This window comes from Pseudoalteromonas sp. NFXS39 (assembly GCF_040148775.1).
GTDB lineage: Bacteria > Pseudomonadota > Gammaproteobacteria > Enterobacterales > Alteromonadaceae > Pseudoalteromonas > Pseudoalteromonas apostichopi.
This window is the reverse complement of record NZ_JAGDEC010000003.1, coordinates 402,351-419,525: the sequence shown is the minus strand read 5'-3', so window position 1 is coordinate 419,525 and position 17,175 is coordinate 402,351. Positions and strand designations below refer to the sequence as shown.

15 protein-coding genes are annotated in these 17,175 nt (G+C 42.3%); 11 read left to right on the top strand and 4 right to left on the bottom strand.

The window, feature by feature from the left end:
- Positions 1 to 73: 73 nt before the first annotated feature.
- From rpoH to ftsY, 4 genes are all read right to left on the bottom strand, one after another.
- The gene (gene rpoH, locus J3455_RS08040; protein ID WP_054551048.1) at positions 74 to 937 is read right to left on the bottom strand and encodes an RNA polymerase sigma factor RpoH; all 864 of its coding nucleotides are present in this window, start codon (positions 935 to 937) and stop codon (positions 74 to 76) included.
- Positions 938 to 1,161: 224 nt separating this feature from the next.
- Complete coding sequence (gene ftsX, locus J3455_RS08035) at positions 1,162 to 2,148, bottom strand: permease-like cell division protein FtsX (RefSeq protein ID WP_130050617.1); 987 nt, start codon at positions 2,146 to 2,148, stop codon at positions 1,162 to 1,164.
- Entirely contained in the window at positions 2,145 to 2,822 is a 678-nt protein-coding gene (gene ftsE, locus J3455_RS08030) for a cell division ATP-binding protein FtsE (protein ID WP_130050616.1), read from the bottom strand. Before ftsE ends, ftsX begins: the two co-directional genes overlap by 4 nt.
- Positions 2,823 to 2,876: 54 nt before the next feature.
- Entirely contained in the window at positions 2,877 to 5,105 is a 2,229-nt protein-coding gene (ftsY, locus tag J3455_RS08025; protein WP_349561541.1) for a signal recognition particle-docking protein FtsY, read from the bottom strand.
- A gap of 209 nt (positions 5,106 to 5,314) precedes the next feature.
- Between ftsY and rsmD the strand changes: the two genes are divergently transcribed.
- From rsmD to purD, 11 genes are all read left to right on the top strand, one after another.
- The gene (rsmD, locus tag J3455_RS08020) at positions 5,315 to 5,932 is read left to right on the top strand and encodes a 16S rRNA (guanine(966)-N(2))-methyltransferase RsmD (protein WP_130050615.1); all 618 of its coding nucleotides are present in this window, start codon (positions 5,315 to 5,317) and stop codon (positions 5,930 to 5,932) included.
- Between the two features lie 145 nt (positions 5,933 to 6,077).
- A complete protein-coding gene (gene rpsU / locus J3455_RS08015; protein WP_002957797.1) occupies positions 6,078 to 6,293 on the top strand; it encodes a 30S ribosomal protein S21 in 216 nt (71 codons plus the stop codon).
- A gap of 21 nt (positions 6,294 to 6,314) precedes the next feature.
- Positions 6,315 to 6,761 carry a GatB/YqeY domain-containing protein gene (locus J3455_RS08010; RefSeq protein ID WP_054551044.1) on the top strand — a complete coding sequence of 149 codons (447 nt, stop codon included), beginning with the start codon at positions 6,315 to 6,317 and terminating at the stop codon, positions 6,759 to 6,761.
- A gap of 135 nt (positions 6,762 to 6,896) precedes the next feature.
- Positions 6,897 to 8,648 (top strand): DNA primase, encoded by a 1,752-nt coding sequence (gene dnaG, locus J3455_RS08005; RefSeq protein WP_130050614.1) that lies wholly within the window; start codon positions 6,897 to 6,899, stop codon positions 8,646 to 8,648.
- Between the two features lie 123 nt (positions 8,649 to 8,771).
- Positions 8,772 to 10,625 (top strand): RNA polymerase sigma factor RpoD, encoded by a 1,854-nt coding sequence (rpoD, locus tag J3455_RS08000; RefSeq protein ID WP_130050613.1) that lies wholly within the window; start codon positions 8,772 to 8,774, stop codon positions 10,623 to 10,625.
- 64 nt (positions 10,626 to 10,689) lie between these two features.
- Complete coding sequence (gene prmA, locus J3455_RS07995; protein WP_130050612.1) at positions 10,690 to 11,571, top strand: 50S ribosomal protein L11 methyltransferase; 882 nt, start codon at positions 10,690 to 10,692, stop codon at positions 11,569 to 11,571.
- 270 nt (positions 11,572 to 11,841) lie between these two features.
- Positions 11,842 to 12,813 carry a tRNA dihydrouridine synthase DusB gene (gene dusB / locus J3455_RS07990; protein ID WP_054560983.1) on the top strand — a complete coding sequence of 324 codons (972 nt, stop codon included), beginning with the start codon at positions 11,842 to 11,844 and terminating at the stop codon, positions 12,811 to 12,813.
- 21 nt (positions 12,814 to 12,834) lie between these two features.
- Entirely contained in the window at positions 12,835 to 13,125 is a 291-nt protein-coding gene (fis, locus tag J3455_RS07985) for a DNA-binding transcriptional regulator Fis (RefSeq protein WP_002957804.1), read from the top strand.
- A gap of 234 nt (positions 13,126 to 13,359) precedes the next feature.
- On the top strand, positions 13,360 to 14,946 hold the full coding sequence (gene purH, locus J3455_RS07980; protein ID WP_130050611.1) for a bifunctional phosphoribosylaminoimidazolecarboxamide formyltransferase/IMP cyclohydrolase: 1,587 nt from the start codon (positions 13,360 to 13,362) through the stop codon (positions 14,944 to 14,946).
- Between the two features lie 102 nt (positions 14,947 to 15,048).
- On the top strand, positions 15,049 to 15,870 hold the full coding sequence (locus tag J3455_RS07975) for a class I SAM-dependent methyltransferase (protein WP_130052247.1): 822 nt from the start codon (positions 15,049 to 15,051) through the stop codon (positions 15,868 to 15,870).
- 15 nt (positions 15,871 to 15,885) lie between these two features.
- On the top strand, positions 15,886 to 17,172 hold the full coding sequence (gene purD, locus J3455_RS07970; RefSeq protein ID WP_130050610.1) for a phosphoribosylamine--glycine ligase: 1,287 nt from the start codon (positions 15,886 to 15,888) through the stop codon (positions 17,170 to 17,172).
- Positions 17,173 to 17,175: the final 3 nt, after the last annotated feature.

Below are 17,175 nucleotides of genomic sequence, written 5' to 3'. Positions count from 1 at the left end.
CCTTTAAAACAAAAAGCCCCGCATTTGCGAGGCTTTGTAGTCTACTAAAGATGGTTTGCTATAGCGATTGCTATTAGCTCATAGCTGATTGCAGTTTTTTCATCGCTGTTTTTTCTAGCTGGCGAACACGCTCTGCTGAAACATTGTATTTCTCAGCAAGTTCTTGCAGTGTTGCTTTATCGTCAGCTAACCAACGCGCACTTACGATGTCTTGTGAACGCTCATCAAGCGTTTTTAACGCACTGAATAAGCGTGCATGAGACTGTTCTTGCCATTGCTGCTCTTCGATATCATCAGCAAGATCTGCACTGCCATCAGTTAAATATTGTACTGGCGAGTATGTGCTTGTCGGTGCGTCGTCATTGTCATCGCCCGTTAAGTCAAAGCCCATATCTTGGCCACTCATACGTGATTCCATCTCACGTACTTCTTTTTCACTTACACCTAGCTCATTAGCAACTGTGCTAACTTCAGCTTGGTTAAACCAACCTAAACGCTTTTTATTTTTACGTAGGTTGAAGAATAATTTACGTTGCGCTTTTGTTGTAGCAACTTTCACGATACGCCAGTTTTTCAGTACGTACTCATGAATTTCGGCTTTGATCCAATGTACTGCGAATGAGACTAAGCGGACACCTACACTTGGGTCGAAACGTTTTACCGCTTTCATCAGACCTATGTTACCTTCCTGAATTAAATCAGCTTGCGGTAAGCCATAACCTGAATAGCTTTTCGCAATATGAGCAACAAAGCGCAGGTGCGACATAATGAGTTGCTTCGCAGCTTCAAGATCACCTTCTTCCTGAAGACGAGTCGCCAACTGCTTTTCTTTCTCTGCATCAAGCATAGGAATAGTGCTAACCGCTTGAAGGTAGCCGTCCATACTTGCGCTCTGTTGACCTGCAGTAAGTGCCATTGCGTATAAATCTTTACTCATTTTTCACCTCAGTGATAAACATTTGAAACCATCTTAGCACTCTTTAAGCGAGAGTGCTAACTTCAATTAAAAACTTTTTTAAAGTTCAAATCAAGTGGTTTTTGTATCTATTTTTAGTCTACGCTAACACGCTGAATAAGCGATGAATTCTAGCTTGGAGTGATATTTTTAAAAATTTACGCGAATACTATTTATCGCTAAAAACGAAGTGTAACAACGAATTGTTACACTTTATCGGGTTCAATTTCTTTTATGTAGCGGTTAACTGATAGGTAAGAACCAACAAATCCTAACCCTGTTGCAAGGGCAACCAAAATGCCAAACTCTTTCAGTGTTAAGCCAATTAAGTCAAAGTTGGTTTCATATACGCCAGCAACATCACTCACCGCAGCGCCAAGCCACCACATCATTAAAGCAACGCAAATAAAAGAGAACAAACCACCAATAATGCCGTACCAAATACCCGTCCATAAAAATGGCGCATGAATAAAGGTATTTGTCGCCCCTACTAACTTCATCACTTGAATTTCATCTTTCTTATCCATGATCGATAAACGGATCGTATTACCAATGATCAGGGTAACGGAGGTTAATAATAGTAGAGCGATGGTAATCACGCTTTCTTTTAATAAACTTAAAAGTGCGTTTAAGCGTTCAAGCCAAGCAATATCTAGCTTACCAAAGTCAACTTCTCTTTCGGCTTCCAGCTTTTGTAATAATTGCTTTGCCGTATTAGGCTGACGGTATCGTGCTGTGGGTGTGACAATAACAACATCAGGTAACGGGTTAGCATCTAAATACTCAAGTGCTTGACCAAATCCTGATACTTGTTTGAATTCAGTGAGGGCATCGCCTTTTGATATAAACTCCACTTTATCTACTTCAGGGTAGAGTGCTAAACGCTTAACTAAAGTCTGCGTTTGTTGTTCAGTCATGGTTTCTTTTACGAACAACGAAATCTCTGCAGCATCTTCAAAGCCACTGCTTACTTGAGAGACATTTTTAACTACTAAATAAAGTGTCGCAGGGAGCGTTAAGCTTAAACCTAATACCGCAATTGTCATCAATGAAGCAAGAGGCGTTCGCCACATTTCACCTAGGCTGTGCACTCCTTGACGAATAAGGTTAATAAAGAAGAAGTAAGGCGCAGCTAAAAATGACTTTTTCTGACGTTCGTTTTGGCTATTACGACTTTTAAATAATAAACTCATAGCGTCCCCTCAGCTAAAGGGTCCTCAATCATGCGACCATCTTTCAGCGTTAGACTGCGATAACGCATACGCGCAATTAAGCCGATATCGTGAGTTGCAATGAGCACAGTTGTACCATGATTATTAAAGTCTTCAAATAAACGTAATATGTCCATTGAAAGCTCAGGATCTAAGTTACCTGTTGGCTCATCGGCTAGTAAAATAGGTGGTGAATTTACGATAGCTCGGGCAATACCAACCCGCTGCTGCTCACCACCCGATAACGTTGCAGGATTACACTTTGCTTTATCAAGTAACCCAACTTTATCAAGCGCACCATGAACACGCTTAGCTATTTGCTTATGGTGTGTACCTTCTATGATTAAAGGCAAAGCAACATTATCAAACACTGAGTAACGTTCTAGCAAACGATGATTCTGGAAGATGATACCTATATCGCGACGAACATAAGGGATCTGACGGGATTTAACTGCATTTAAATCAACACCATTAATAAGCACCTGCCCCGCCGATGGACGCTCCATCAAGCTAATGAGCTTCAATAAGGTACTTTTACCTGCACCACTGTGCCCTGTTAAAAAGGCCAATTCGCCAGGTTTAATATGAAAGCTGACTTTTTCAAGGGCACGATGGCCACCTGGATATGTTTTACTGACTTGCTGAAAATTTATCATTTTAGTTATCAATCATCTTGCAGCGAAAAAAGGGAGCAAGCTCCCTCTAATTAATTATGCGTCATCCTCGTCTTGGCTAAATAGCGCATCAATAAAGTCACTACTATTAAAGGTACGTAAATCATCAATACCTTCACCAACACCAATGTAACGAATTGGGATGTTAAATTTATCTGCAACGGCGAAAATCACACCGCCTTTTGCGGTACCATCTAATTTAGATAAAGTGATACCTGTTAAACCAACACATTCATTAAATAGTTTAACTTGGCTAATTGCATTTTGACCCGTACCAGCATCGATAGTTAGCATCACTTCATGCGGTGCATCTGGGTCAATTTTCTTCATTACACGAGCTATTTTCTCAAGCTCCTGCATTAAGTTGTCTTTATTTTGCAAGCGACCTGCTGTATCAGCGATTAACACATCAACATTACGCGCTTTTGCTGCCTGAAAAGCATCAAAAACTACTGAAGCACTGTCTGCACCTGTATGTTGAGCAATAACAGGTATGCTATTACGCTCTCCCCAAACTTGAAGCTGCTCAACCGCTGCAGCACGGAAAGTGTCACCTGCAGCAAGCATCACCGACTTACCTTCACTTTGGAATTGCTTAGCTAATTTACCAATTGTAGTGGTTTTACCAACACCATTTACACCCACCATTAAGATAACAAATGGTTTTTTATCACCACTTACAACCAGCGGTTGCTCCGCAGTTTTGAGCATGCTTGCCATTTCTTGCTTCATTAGCTCGTATAAAGCATCACCATCTTTTAACTGCTTACGATCCGCTGCATCTGTTAGGTTATCAATCAACTTCATAGTTGTATCAACACCTAAGTCCGCTGTCAGTAACTGTGTCTCTAGCTCTTCGAATAACTCATCGTCTATTTTCTTACCACTAAAGATAGAGGCAAATCCTGAGCCGATATTAACGCGAGTTTTTAATAAGCCCTTTTTAAGGCGCGCGAAGAAGCCTTCTTTCTTCGGTTTTTCAGCGGCTTGAGCTGCTTTTTCTTGCTCTAAACGTTCAGCTTGTGCTTTCTCTGCCGCGATGCGTTCTTGTTCTACACGTTCAGCTTCTGCTTTTTCTGCCACGATGCGTTCTTGTTCTAAGCGCTCAGCTTGTGCTTTCTCTGCAGCAATGCGTTCTTGTTCTACACGTTCAGCTTCTGCTTTTTCTGCAGCAATGCGTTCTTGCTCTAAACGCTCAGCATCGCGTCTTTCTGCAGCAATGCGTTCTTGTTCTAAGCGCTCAGCTTCTGCATTTTCTGCCGCGATACGTTCTTGTTCTAAACGCTCAGCTTCTGCATTTTCTGCCGCGATACGTTCTTGTTCTAAACGTTCAGCTTCTGCATTTTCTGCCGCGATGCGTTCTTGCTCTAAACGCTCAGCATCGCGTCTTTCTGCAGCAATGCGTTCTTGTTCTAAACGTTCAGCTTGTGCTTTCTCTGCAGCAATGCGTTCTTGTTCTAAACGCTCAGCATCGCGCCTTTCTGCAGCAATGCGTTCTTGCTCTAAACGCTCAGCATCGCGTATTTCTGCAGCAATGCGTTCTTGTTCTAAACGTTCAGCATCGGCTTTTTCTGCCTCGATACGTTCTTGTTCTAAACGCTCAGCTTCTGCATTTTCTGTCGCGATACGTTCTTGTTCTAAACGTTCAGCATCGGCTTTTTCTGCCTCGATACGTTCTTGTTCTAAACGCTCAGCTTCTGCTTTCTCTGCCGCGATACGTTCTTGTTCTAAGCGCTCAGCATCGGCTTTTTCTGCCGCGATACGTTCTTGTTCTAAACGCTCAGCTTCTGCTTTCTCTGCGGCGATACGTTCTTGTTCTAAACGCTCAGCTTCTGCTTTCTCTGCCGCGATACGTTCTTGCTCTAAGCGCTCAGCATCACGTCTTTCAGCTGCAATACGCTCTTGCTCTAAACGTTCTGCTTCCGCCTTTTTGGCTGCAATAAGCTCAGCTTCGCGTTGCGCTTGTTCAGCGGCAACACGTTCTTGCTCTAATTTCATAGCCGCTTCTTGCTCTGCAAGACGGGCTTGTTGTTCTTGGCGTTGCTGCTCTGCTGCTTGTTGCTCTTGAGCTAAGCGATCCGCTTCGGCTTTTTCTGCTGCAATGCGCTCTTGCTCTAAACGCTCCGCTTCCGCCTTTTCGGCTTCAATACGCTGCTGTTCTTCTATTTGCTTCTGGTTATCAGCCTCTTTTGCTGCTTGTTCTGCTTGTTGCTTATCTGATTTGCCAAAACCAAACCAAGACAGGAATTTACTTTTTTTTGCCATACTTGCTAATAACCACTTATAAAAATCTGATAAACTTATATGAATAATAGTTTGGTGACAGTTCAGCTTTTTAGCCAAACATAAACAGGTACCATCTATCGCTAAGATCGCAATGCTATCACTTTTAGCGCCGTAGAAAAATGACACGCTAGCTATTGCATACAATATTATCTGAGCTAGGGGTCAGTTACCAATAATTAGTGAATTAAATGAGAAAAAAATCAACAGCTAACCGCCAAACAAAAGCAGCGAATAATAAATCATCAAATGGCTTTATTCGTATCATTAGTGGGCAATTTCGCGGTAGAAAATTACCAGTAAAAGATGTGCAAGGCTTGCGCCCAACCACAGATCGTATAAAAGAAACCGTATTCAACTGGCTAATGCAAGATACACGTGGCGCAGCTGTACTCGATTGCTTTGCCGGTTCTGGCGGTTTAGGTTTTGAAGCTTTATCTCGCTTTGCAGAACGTGCTGTCTTTTTCGAGCTAGATAAAGGTGCCGCTAACCAATTACAAGAAAACATTAGCACTCTTAAATTGGATAATGCCGCAATAAAACAAGGTAATAGCCTTTCATTATTGGACCAAAACACGCAAAACGAGCAATTTGATCTAATTTTTGTTGACCCACCATTTCGACAAAATTTGGCTGAAAAAAGTTGTTTTTTACTCGAAAAAAATAACTGGTTAACTGCCCAAGCACTAATTTATGTTGAGGTCGAAAGCGAACTAAGCGACTTAGACATTCCAGATAACTGGATGCTTTTAAAAGAAAAAACTGCTGGGCAAGTGATTTGTCGTTTGTATCAACGCGAGACAAATTAACACTATTTTGCAAACCTAGTTTCTGTTAATATTATTCTTTACATGTGGTGTTGCTTCGGATTACAATACCGCACCATTTTTGAACCACTTGATCGTTATTCGATCAACTTGAGCAACGCTCATTATTTAGGTAGGTGAATTTTTAATGCCAGTAATTAAAGTAAGAGAGAACGAACCGTTTGACGTAGCACTTCGTCGCTTCAAGCGTTCATGTGAAAAAGCAGGTATCCTTTCAGAAGTTCGTCGTCGCGAGCACTATGAAAAACCAACAGCTGAGCGCAAGCGTAAAAAAGCTGCAGCAGTAAAGCGTCACATGAAGAAGCTTTCTCGCGATAACGCACGTCGCGTTAAATTATACTAATCAGTATTTGGTCTTGTATAAATGAGCCTTTTATTAACGCTAAAAGATGCGCAAAAAGATGCGATGAAGGCAAAAGACAAAGAACGTCTTAAGCCTATCCGCATGGTACTTGCTGCAATCAAGCAACGTGAAATTGACGAGCAAATTACGCTTGACGACGACGGTATTACCGCTGTTTTAGTAAAGCTTGTTAAGCAACGTCGCGATTCTTACACCCAGTACATTGATGCGGGTCGTGAAGATTTAGCTGAAATTGAAGCCAGTGAGATTAAAGCACTTGAAGAATTCTTACCTCAACAATTGAGTGAAGAAGAAATCATTGCTCTTATTGACTCGGCTATAGCTGATACAAACGCAGCGGGTATGCAAGACATGGGTAAGGTAATGGGAGTTATCAAAAGCAAAGCTGAAGGTCGTGCCGATTTAGGTAAGATTTCTGGCTTAATCAAGCAACGATTAACTGCCTAACCCCCACATACAGATGTATGATTCAAGCAAACCGAGCCTAGTGCTCGGTTTCTTGCTTTTAGTCTTTCATAAACACAGTAATTGTGTTCAAATCTTATTTTAGAACGCATAGATAGTGCAGGAAAAACAACAGCTATGGCCGGAAAGATCCCTCGACAGTTTATTGATGATTTACTCGCTCGCACCGATATTGTTGAGTTAATTGATTCGAGAGTTGGCCTCAAAAAAGCGGGTAAAGACTACCAAGCCTGTTGCCCTTTCCATAACGAAAAGTCACCTTCTTTTACCGTTTCTCAAGATAAACAGTTTTACCACTGCTTTGGTTGTGGTGCGAATGGCAATGCAATTTCGTTTGTTATGGAATACGACAAATTAGAGTTTGTTGATGCTATTGAAGAATTAGCGAGTATGCTCAATTTAGACGTACCTCGCGAACAAGGCACAAGCTCAGGCCCGCAACGCACCGCAGAACAAAAGCGCTCTGATTACGATTTAATGTTGCATGCTGCTCGCTTTTATCAACATCAATTAAAGCATCATGCCAACTCAAAAATGGTTATCGACTATATTAAAGGTCGTGGTTTAAGCGGTGAAACAGCGAAAAAGTTTATGATTGGTTATGCGCCTAGTGAATGGGAAGCACTCTGCCAACAACTTGGCCGCAACAAAGAACAAAAAGAACAACTTGTTGAGTTAAAGCTTGCCTCTGAAAAGTCGCCTGGTCGCCAATTTGACTTCTTCCGTGACCGACTCATGTTCCCTATTCGCGATAAACGCGGTCGGGTGATTGCGTTTGGTGGCCGTGTTATGCAAGCGGATCAAGGTCCAAAATACCTCAACTCACCAGAAACGCGTATTTTCCATAAAGGCTTTGAACTTTATGGTTTATACGAAGCAAAGCAAGCACATAAAAAACTTGAACATATTTTAATTGTTGAAGGTTATATGGATGTTGTTGCTTTAGCTGAGCAAGGCATCGAGTATGCCGTTGCAGCCCTTGGCACTGCAACTACCGCAGAGCATATGCACACTTTATTTAGAACTACAGATAAAGTGGTTTGCTGCTACGATGGTGACCGTGCTGGCCGCGATGCTGCTTGGCGTGCTCTGGAGAATGCGCTTCCTTATCTTGCAGATGGCAAATCATTAAAGTTTGTGTTTTTACCAGACGGTGAAGACCCTGATTCACTGGTACAAAAAGAAGGTAAAGACGCTTTTGAAGCAAGGTTAAAGGAAGCCGATGATTTTACCAAGGTGCTGTTTAATAAGCTCAGCCAAGAGATTGACCTTACACAAGATGCAGGTAAAGCAAAGCTACTTAGTGATGCCCTGCCGTTGATTGAAAAAATTCCCAGTGATTTTTACCAAGAAAATATATTGGAACATCTTGGCCGCTTAATAGGTCGAACAAGAGAGCAATTAAATAATCGCGTTAAATCACCAAAGCAACAGCACGCTATTGAACGTAAATTTAAAATAACGCCGATGCGCCAAGCGATTGGTATTTTATTGCAACACCCAAACTTGGCGACCAGCATAGCTTATATGCCGGAATTGGCAGAAATGAAAATAGCTGGTATTGAGCTGTTTTTGCGGATACAGCACTTAGCGCTAGAGCGTGAAGGCATAACGACAGCACAAATTTTAGAGTCATTTCGCGATACCGCCGAATATGACGCGCTGGTTAAATTAGCAACTTGGCAGCACCAAATAAATGACGATCGTTTAGAGACTGTTTTTAAAAATACTTTTAAATTTATTGAAGACCAGTGTTTAAATTATCGACTAGAGACCCTATTAATAAAAGACAAGACCCAAGGCTTAAGCAGTGAAGAAAGGCTAGAATGCCACTTACTGACGCAAGCGTTAAAAGGCAGCAACAGCTAGTCAGAATTGAATAATGCTGTTATACTGTGCTATTCACTGCGTCTAGTTAGTTTTCGTGTCGCTTAATTAGTAAGCGAGCTGGCGCCTGTTGTATCAACTTTCAGAGTGGAAGAATAAATCTCTATGGATCCAACTCCTCAGTCACAATTAAAGCTTCTGATTCAAAAAGGTAAAGAGCAAGGTTATTTAACTTTTGCAGAAGTTAATGATCACCTTCCACAAGACATTATCGACTCAGATCAGGTAGAAGATATCATTAGCATGATTAATGATATGGGTATCAAGGTAAGTGAAAACGCGCCTGATGCCGATGAATTAATGATGCAAGAAACAACGACAGACGAAGACGCAGCAGAAGCCGCGGCAGCTGCACTTGCGACTGTAGAAAAAGAGATCGGTCGAACAACTGACCCTGTACGTATGTATATGCGTGAAATGGGTACTGTTGAACTTCTTACGCGTGAGGGCGAAATCGTAATCGCTAAGCGTATTGAGGAAGGTATTAACCAAGTACAGATTTCAGTTGCTGAATACCCAGAAGCAATTACCTATCTACTAGAGCAATGGGACAAGTTTGAAGCAGAAGAAATGCGCTTAAGCGACATTATTTCTGGTTTCTTTGACCCTAACAATGAAGATGAATCACAAATCTCTGCAACACACATCGGTTCTGAGTTAAACGAAGAGCAACTCGACGACGAAGACGACGAAGAGGATGATGATGAAGACAGTGATGACGATGACGATAGTGATGGCGATACAGGCCCTGATCCTGAAGAAGCGCGTATTCACTTCGAAAATTTACGTGAGCTTTATAACAAAGCACGCGATACGTTCGAAGAAAAAGGTCGCTCACATCCTGATTCACAGGAAGCTATTACAGAAATCGGCGAACTATTTAAAACATTTAAATTAGTGCCAAAACAGTTTGACCGCATGGTTAATAACATGCGTGAAATGATGGACCGCGTTCGTGTACAAGAGCGTATTATCATGAAGCAAGCTGTACAAATTGCTAAGTTACCGAAAAAGAACTTCATCAAGCACTTTGCAAACAACGAAACAGATGCTAGCTGGATTGACCTTGAGATTGCTGCAAATGAGAAATACTCTGTAGCTCTTGAAGAAGTTAAACCAGAAATCATTCGTTGCATCAGCAAACTAAGTGCAATTGAAGAAAGCACGGGTCTTAGCATCGAACGAATTAAAGACATCAACCGTCGTATGAGTATTGGTGAGGCGAAAGCTCGCCGTGCGAAGAAAGAAATGGTTGAAGCGAACTTACGTCTTGTAATTTCAATTGCGAAAAAATACACCAACCGTGGTTTACAGTTCTTAGACCTTATCCAAGAAGGTAACATTGGTCTAATGAAAGCGGTTGATAAGTTCGAATACCGCCGTGGTTATAAGTTCTCAACTTATGCAACATGGTGGATCCGTCAAGCAATTACGCGTTCGATTGCTGACCAAGCACGTACCATCCGTATTCCTGTGCACATGATTGAGACGATCAACAAGTTAAACCGTATCTCTCGTCAAATGCTACAAGAGATGGGGCGTGAGCCGAGCCCAGAAGAATTAGCTGAGCGTATGTTAATGCCTGAAGACAAGATCCGTAAGGTACTTAAAATCGCTAAAGAGCCAATTTCAATGGAAACGCCAATCGGTGATGATGAAGATTCGCACTTAGGTGACTTCATTGAAGATACCACTATAGATTCACCTATTGATTCTGCAACAATGGAATCATTACGTGGCGCTACAAACGACGTATTAGCAGGCTTAACAGCACGTGAAGCTAAAGTACTGCGTATGCGCTTTGGTATCGACATGAACACTGATCATACATTAGAGGAAGTTGGTAAGCAGTTTGACGTAACACGTGAGCGTATTCGTCAAATCGAAGCGAAAGCGTTACGTAAATTACGTCACCCTTCTCGCTCTGACTTACTGAAAAGCTTCTTAGATGCTAAGTAATTTAGTATCGCATTTTTAACTAAAAGGCCGCTGTTGCGGCCTTTTTTCTATTCGAGAGATATTCATGGCTTGGATCCAAATTCGTATCAATGCAAACGCTGACAACGCAGAATTAATCAGCGACTTATTAATGGACACTGGCAGTGCCTCAGTGACCTATGTTGACGCCAAAGATACCCCTATTTATGAGCCAAAGCTTGGCACAGTTCAACTATGGGCTGATACCACTGTCATTGGCCTTTATGACGCAAACCACGATATGGACAGCGTTGTAGAGACTCTAAAAGCTGAAGCAACACTCGCCGATAAACTTGTTTATAAGATTGAACAGCTTGAAGATAAGGATTGGGAACGAGAGTGGATGGATAACTTCCACCCAATTCAATTTGGTGAACGCTTATGGATCTGTCCAAGCTGGCGTGATATTCCAGATCCTAATGCTGTTAATGTATTACTCGATCCTGGCCTTGCTTTTGGTACGGGTACCCATGCAACCACGGCGCTTTGTTTAAAATGGCTAGAAAGCCAAGATTTAACAGGTAAAACCGTTGTCGATTTTGGTTGTGGCTCGGGTATTTTAGGAATAGCGGCAATCAAATTAGGTGCTGAGCGCATGATTGGTATCGATATTGATCCACAAGCCCTTGAGGCAAGCCGCGATAATGCAAAACGTAATGGTGTTGCAGATAAACTTGAAGTGTATTTACCTGAAGATCAGCCAGAGTTCACAGCCGATATTGTGGTTGCAAACATTCTAGCTCAACCACTTCGCGAACTACATGAAGTGATCTTAGGCCTTTTAAAACCGAATGGTAAAATTGCTATGTCAGGTATTTTAGAAGAGCAAGCTCAGTCTGTTGCCGACGTTTATGCCCCATTTTTAGTCCTTGATGAAGTGGCTGCTGAGGGGGAATGGACCCGAGTAAGCGGCATAAAGAAAGCCTAAACAGCCCTAGAGCATTTACTCAAACATAATAGGTAAAGCCAGTATTTAACAGGCTTTACCTTATTTTTACAGTTAGTAGTTTCTCACTTTTTAGTGAGTAAAAATTTTTCTGTTCAAATAACAAACAAATCAACCTACCCGTCAAACTGTTATCAAAAGTCAATACGAAAAGGGCAAAAAAAAGTCACTTTTGTTCAATTTATAGCCTTTGATTTTTGCTAAAAAAGCCGTAAACTTAGCGCCCCTTGAAAAGAGGCCAATTGAATAACAGTGCGTATCGGTTCATACCAACTTGAGAACAATGTAATTGTCGCGCCAATGGCAGGCATTACAGACAGACCATTTAGACAACTTTGCCGTCGCTTAGGTGCTGGCCTTGCTGTTTCTGAAATGCTCTCGTCAAACCCGAAAGTATGGAAAACCGAAAAATCGATGAACCGTATGGATCACAGCGGTGAGTCGGGAATTCGCTCGGTGCAAATCGCCGGTGCCGATCCTGAGCTTATGGCGCAGGCAGCACAATTCAATGTCAGCAATGGTGCACAGATCATAGATATCAATATGGGGTGCCCGGCTAAAAAAGTGAATAAGAAACTCGCAGGCTCTGCCTTATTACAGTTTCCTGAATTAGTACAAGAGATACTCGATGCCGTTGTTAATGCTGTCGATGTCCCTGTCACTTTAAAAATCCGTACCGGATGGGATCAGGATAACCGTAATGGTGTCGAGATTGCGAGAATAGCTGAACGTTATGGCATTGCCTCACTTGCAGTACATGGACGAACACGTGCATGTATGTATAAAGGTGAAGCAGAGTACGCCACAATTAGGGATATTAAACGTTCAGTGTCTATCCCTGTCGTTGCCAATGGTGATATTACTTCACCAGAAAAAGCAAAGCAGGTTTTGGATTATACGGGTGCAGATGCCATTATGATTGGTCGAGCCGCCCAAGGTCGCCCTTGGATTTTTAGGGAGATAGACCACTATTTGCGAACTGGAGAACATTTGCCAGCACCTGAAATTTCAGAAGTGCGTAGCATTTTGATGGAGCATTTAGACAATCTTCATCAGTTTTACGGGGAGCCAATGGGAGCGCGTATCGCTCGAAAGCATGTATCTTGGTATTTGCAAACCCATGACAGTGACGGTCAGTTTAGGCGAGTATTTAATGCGTTAGATAACCCACAGGCACAAGTCGACGCATTAGAAGAATACTTTAAAACACTAGCAGCTAACTAAGAAAGAAAGAGACATATAACGATGTTCGAACAAAACGTGACTTCTCCATTTATCACAAACCCTCATGTACAGTCACACGAGAAACCACAGCCGTTGCGTGATGCAGTGAAAAAAGCTGTTCATCACTACTTAAAGCAACTTAATGGTCAAGACGTACAAGACGTATACGACCTTGTTCTTTCTGAGCTAGAAGCACCATTACTTGAAGAAGTAATGACGTACACGCGTGGTAACCAAACTCGTGCTGCAATCTTACTAGGTATCAACCGTGGTACTTTACGTAAGAAGCTTAAAAAATACGGCATGAACTAATACCAGTTCTAATGGACTCGTAGTAAGCCAGCATATTTATTTTGCTAATAAACGCTTACTAATCCGATACAACTGATATAAAAGTTTTTAATAAAAAGCACCTTAGGGTGCTTTTTTTATAGCTGTTAAAAACTATGCAAAATCCTCACGCTTTAAACGTCGTTTTTTAAAGCAGATTCAGTTAAAATACCGCCTTTCTAAGCTAGCTCAAACATTGAGGTAATCAAAACTACAATGGATACACATCGTCCAATTCGTCGCGCACTATTAAGTGTGTCAGATAAAACCGGTATCGTTGAATTTGCTCGCGCTCTTGAAGCACAAGGCGTGGATATTTTATCAACTGGCGGTACTTGCAAATTACTTGCTGATAACGGCATCAAAGTCACTGAAGTATCTGACCATACTGGTCACCCTGAGATCATGGATGGTCGCGTAAAAACACTTCATCCAAAAATTCACGGCGGCATCCTAGCGCGTCGCGGTCAAGATGAAGACGTAATGAACGAGAATAACATCTCTGCTATCGATATCGTTGTAGTTAACTTATACCCCTTCGCAAACACTGTTGCGAAAGAAGACTGCAGCCTAGAAGATGCAATTGAAAACATTGATATCGGTGGTCCAACTATGGTTCGAGCTGCGGCGAAAAACCATAAAGACGTGACTATTGTTGTAAATGCAAAAGATTACGACCGTGTAATCAGCGAAATGCAAAACAACAATGGTTCAACAACTTATAAAACGCGTTTTGATCTAGCTATTGCCGCTTATGAGCACACAGCTCAGTACGATGGCATGATTGCAAACTACTTCGGCAAAATGGTTCCTGACTATACAGAGGAAGCTGCTGAAGAGACTAAGTTCCCACGTACTATCAACATGCAGTTCACTAAGAAGCAAGATATGCGCTACGGTGAGAACTCACACCAAGACGCTGCTTTTTATGTTGAAAACGACTTAACTGAAGCATCTGTTGCAACTGCGGTTCAACTGCAAGGTAAAGCACTTTCTTATAACAATATTGCTGATACTGACGCAGCATTAGAGTGTGTAAAAGAATTCGACGTACCAGCGTGTGTTATCGTAAAACATGCGAACCCTTGTGGTGTGTCAATTGGTGACAACATTCTTGAAGCCTATGATCGCGCATTCAAAACTGACCCTACATCAGCATTTGGTGGCATCATCGCATTCAACAAAGAACTTGATGCAGACACTGCTGAAGCGATTGTTTCTCGTCAATTCGTTGAAGTTATCATTGCACCTAAAGTATCTGAAGCAGCTGCACAAATCGTATCTGCTAAGCAAAACGTACGCTTATTAGAATGTGGTGAATGGTCTGGTAATGCAACGGGTCACGATATCAAGCGCGTTAATGGCGGTATTTTAGTTCAAGACCGTGATCTAGGCATGGTAACGCAAGGCGACCTTAAAGTTGTATCTAAGCGTCAACCAACTGAGCAAGAATTAAAAGATCTATTATTCTGCTGGAAAGTAGCTAAATTCGTTAAGTCTAACGCGATTGTATATGCTCGTGACGGTATGACTATCGGTGTAGGCGCAGGCCAAATGAGCCGTGTTTACTCAGCGAAAATTGCAGGTATCAAAGCAGCTGACGAAAACCTTGAAGTAAAAGGTTCTGTTATGGCATCTGATGCATTCTTCCCATTCCGTGACGGTATTGATGCAGCTGCAGAGGCTGGCATCACTGCTGTTATCCAACCAGGTGGTTCAATGCGCGATGAAGAAGTTATCGCTGCAGCTGACGAAGCTGGTATGGCAATGGTATTTACAGGTATGCGCCATTTCCGCCACTAATCACATAAAGGGTTAAGCAAATAGCTTAACCCTTTTTGTTTGCCACAAATTCACGTATTCTGATTAATAATAATAATTACCCATATAATGAAGGAACAGATGATGAAATTTGCCGTAAAATCGTTACTCGTTGCCAGCCTTGCGCTAACATCAGCACAGGCACTAAGCCACGCCCATGAATCAGCGCTTACAAATGCTGTGCAATCAAGCGAACGTGATGCTAAAAATAGCGCACGTGATAAATATCGCCATCCAGTTGAAACACTTGAGTTCTTTGGCTTTAAGCCAAACATGACAGTTGTTGAAATTGCTCCAGGCGGTGGATGGTATAGCGAAATCCTTGCACCAGCCGTAAAAGGTCATGGTGTTTACTACGCGGCACATTTCCCAGCAGATTCTGAAGTGGGTTATTACCAACGTTCATTAGCTGGTTTCAAGAAAAAGATGAGCGATGACGCGCGCTTCAGTGAAGTTAAACTGACTGAATTTGCGCCAGTGACACATCTTGATATTGCACCAGCGGATAGCGCTGATCTTGTCTTAACATTCAGAAATGTCCACAACTGGTACATGGGTAAAGATAAAGAAGGCGCGTTAAGTGCATTTAAAGCATTTTATAAAGCACTTAAACCAGGCGGCACTTTAGGTGTGGTTGAACACCGCCTACCTGAGTCTCGCAGCGATGAAGATCAGAAATCATCAGGTTATATGAAGCAAAGCTATGTAATTGAAATTGCAAAGCAAGCTGGCTTTGAACTAGTGGCAAGCAGTGACATTAATGCAAACCCTCTTGATACAGCTGATCACCCTAAAGGGGTATGGACACTACCACCACGTTTAGCACTTGACGAAAAAGACGCTGCTAAATATAAAGCGATTGGTGAAAGTGACCGTATGACGCTGAAGTTTAAAAAACCGCTATAAATAGGATTATACGCCATGAATGTACTTGTCATCGGCAGTGGCGGCCGCGAACACGCTCTTGCGTTTAAGGCTGCACAAAATACTAAAGTAAACACCGTTTTCGTCGCTCCTGGTAACGCAGGTACTGCACTTGAGCCAAAACTTGAAAACGTTGCTATTAATGTTGAAGACTTAGCAGGTTTAGTTACTTTTGCTAAAGAAAACAACGTTGAGTTAACCATTGTTGGCCCTGAAGTACCTCTTGTTTTAGGTGTGGTTGATACATTCCGTGAAAACGGTTTGGCTATCTTCGGCCCAACAGCAGGTGCTGCACAATTAGAAGGCTCTAAGTCGTTCACTAAAGACTTCTTAGCACGTCACGACATTCCAACAGCGGATTATCAAACATTTGAACAAATCGAACCTGCGCTTGCATACCTAAAAGAAAAAGGTGCGCCAATTGTTGTTAAAGCTGATGGCTTAGCAGCGGGTAAAGGCGTTATCGTTGCGATGACTGAACTTGAAGCTGAAGAAGCTATTCGCGATATGCTTGCAGGCAACAGCTTTGGTGAAGCTGGTAGCCGTGTGGTTATCGAAGAGTTCTTAGAAGGCGAAGAAGCATCTTTCATCGTGATGGTTGATGGCAAAAACGTGTTGCCATTTGCAACTAGCCAAGACCACAAACGTGCTTACAATGGTGACCAAGGTCCAAACACTGGCGGCATGGGTGCATACTCACCTGCACCAGTGGTTACAGATGAAATTCACCAGCGCATTATGAATGAAGTGATCAACCCGACAGTTGAAGGCATGGCAAAAGAAGGCCACCCTTACACTGGCTTCTTATACGCTGGTTTAATGATCACCGCTGATGGCACTCCAAAAGTGATTGAATACAACTGTCGTTTTGGCGATCCAGAAACACAACCTATGATGCTTCGTCTTAAGTCTGACCTTGTTGAGCTTATCGAAGCGGCTAACCGTGAAGAACTTGATAAAACCGATATCGAGTTCGATCCGCGCGCAGCTGTAGGTATTGTACTAGCAGCAAAAGGCTACCCAGATAGCTACCCGAAAGGTGACACTATCAACGGCTTACAAGTTACTTATCCTGAAGGTGAAAAAGTATTCCACGCAGGCACTAAGCAAGACGGCGAAAATGTTGTTACGGCTGGCGGTCGTGTGCTTTGTGCTACAGCGCTTGGCAACACAGTTACTGAAGCGCAACAACGTGCTTATAAACTAGTTGATGAAATCAGCTGGGAAGGCATGGAATATCGTACAGATATCGCTTACCGTGCAATTGCTCGCGAACAGAATTAAGGT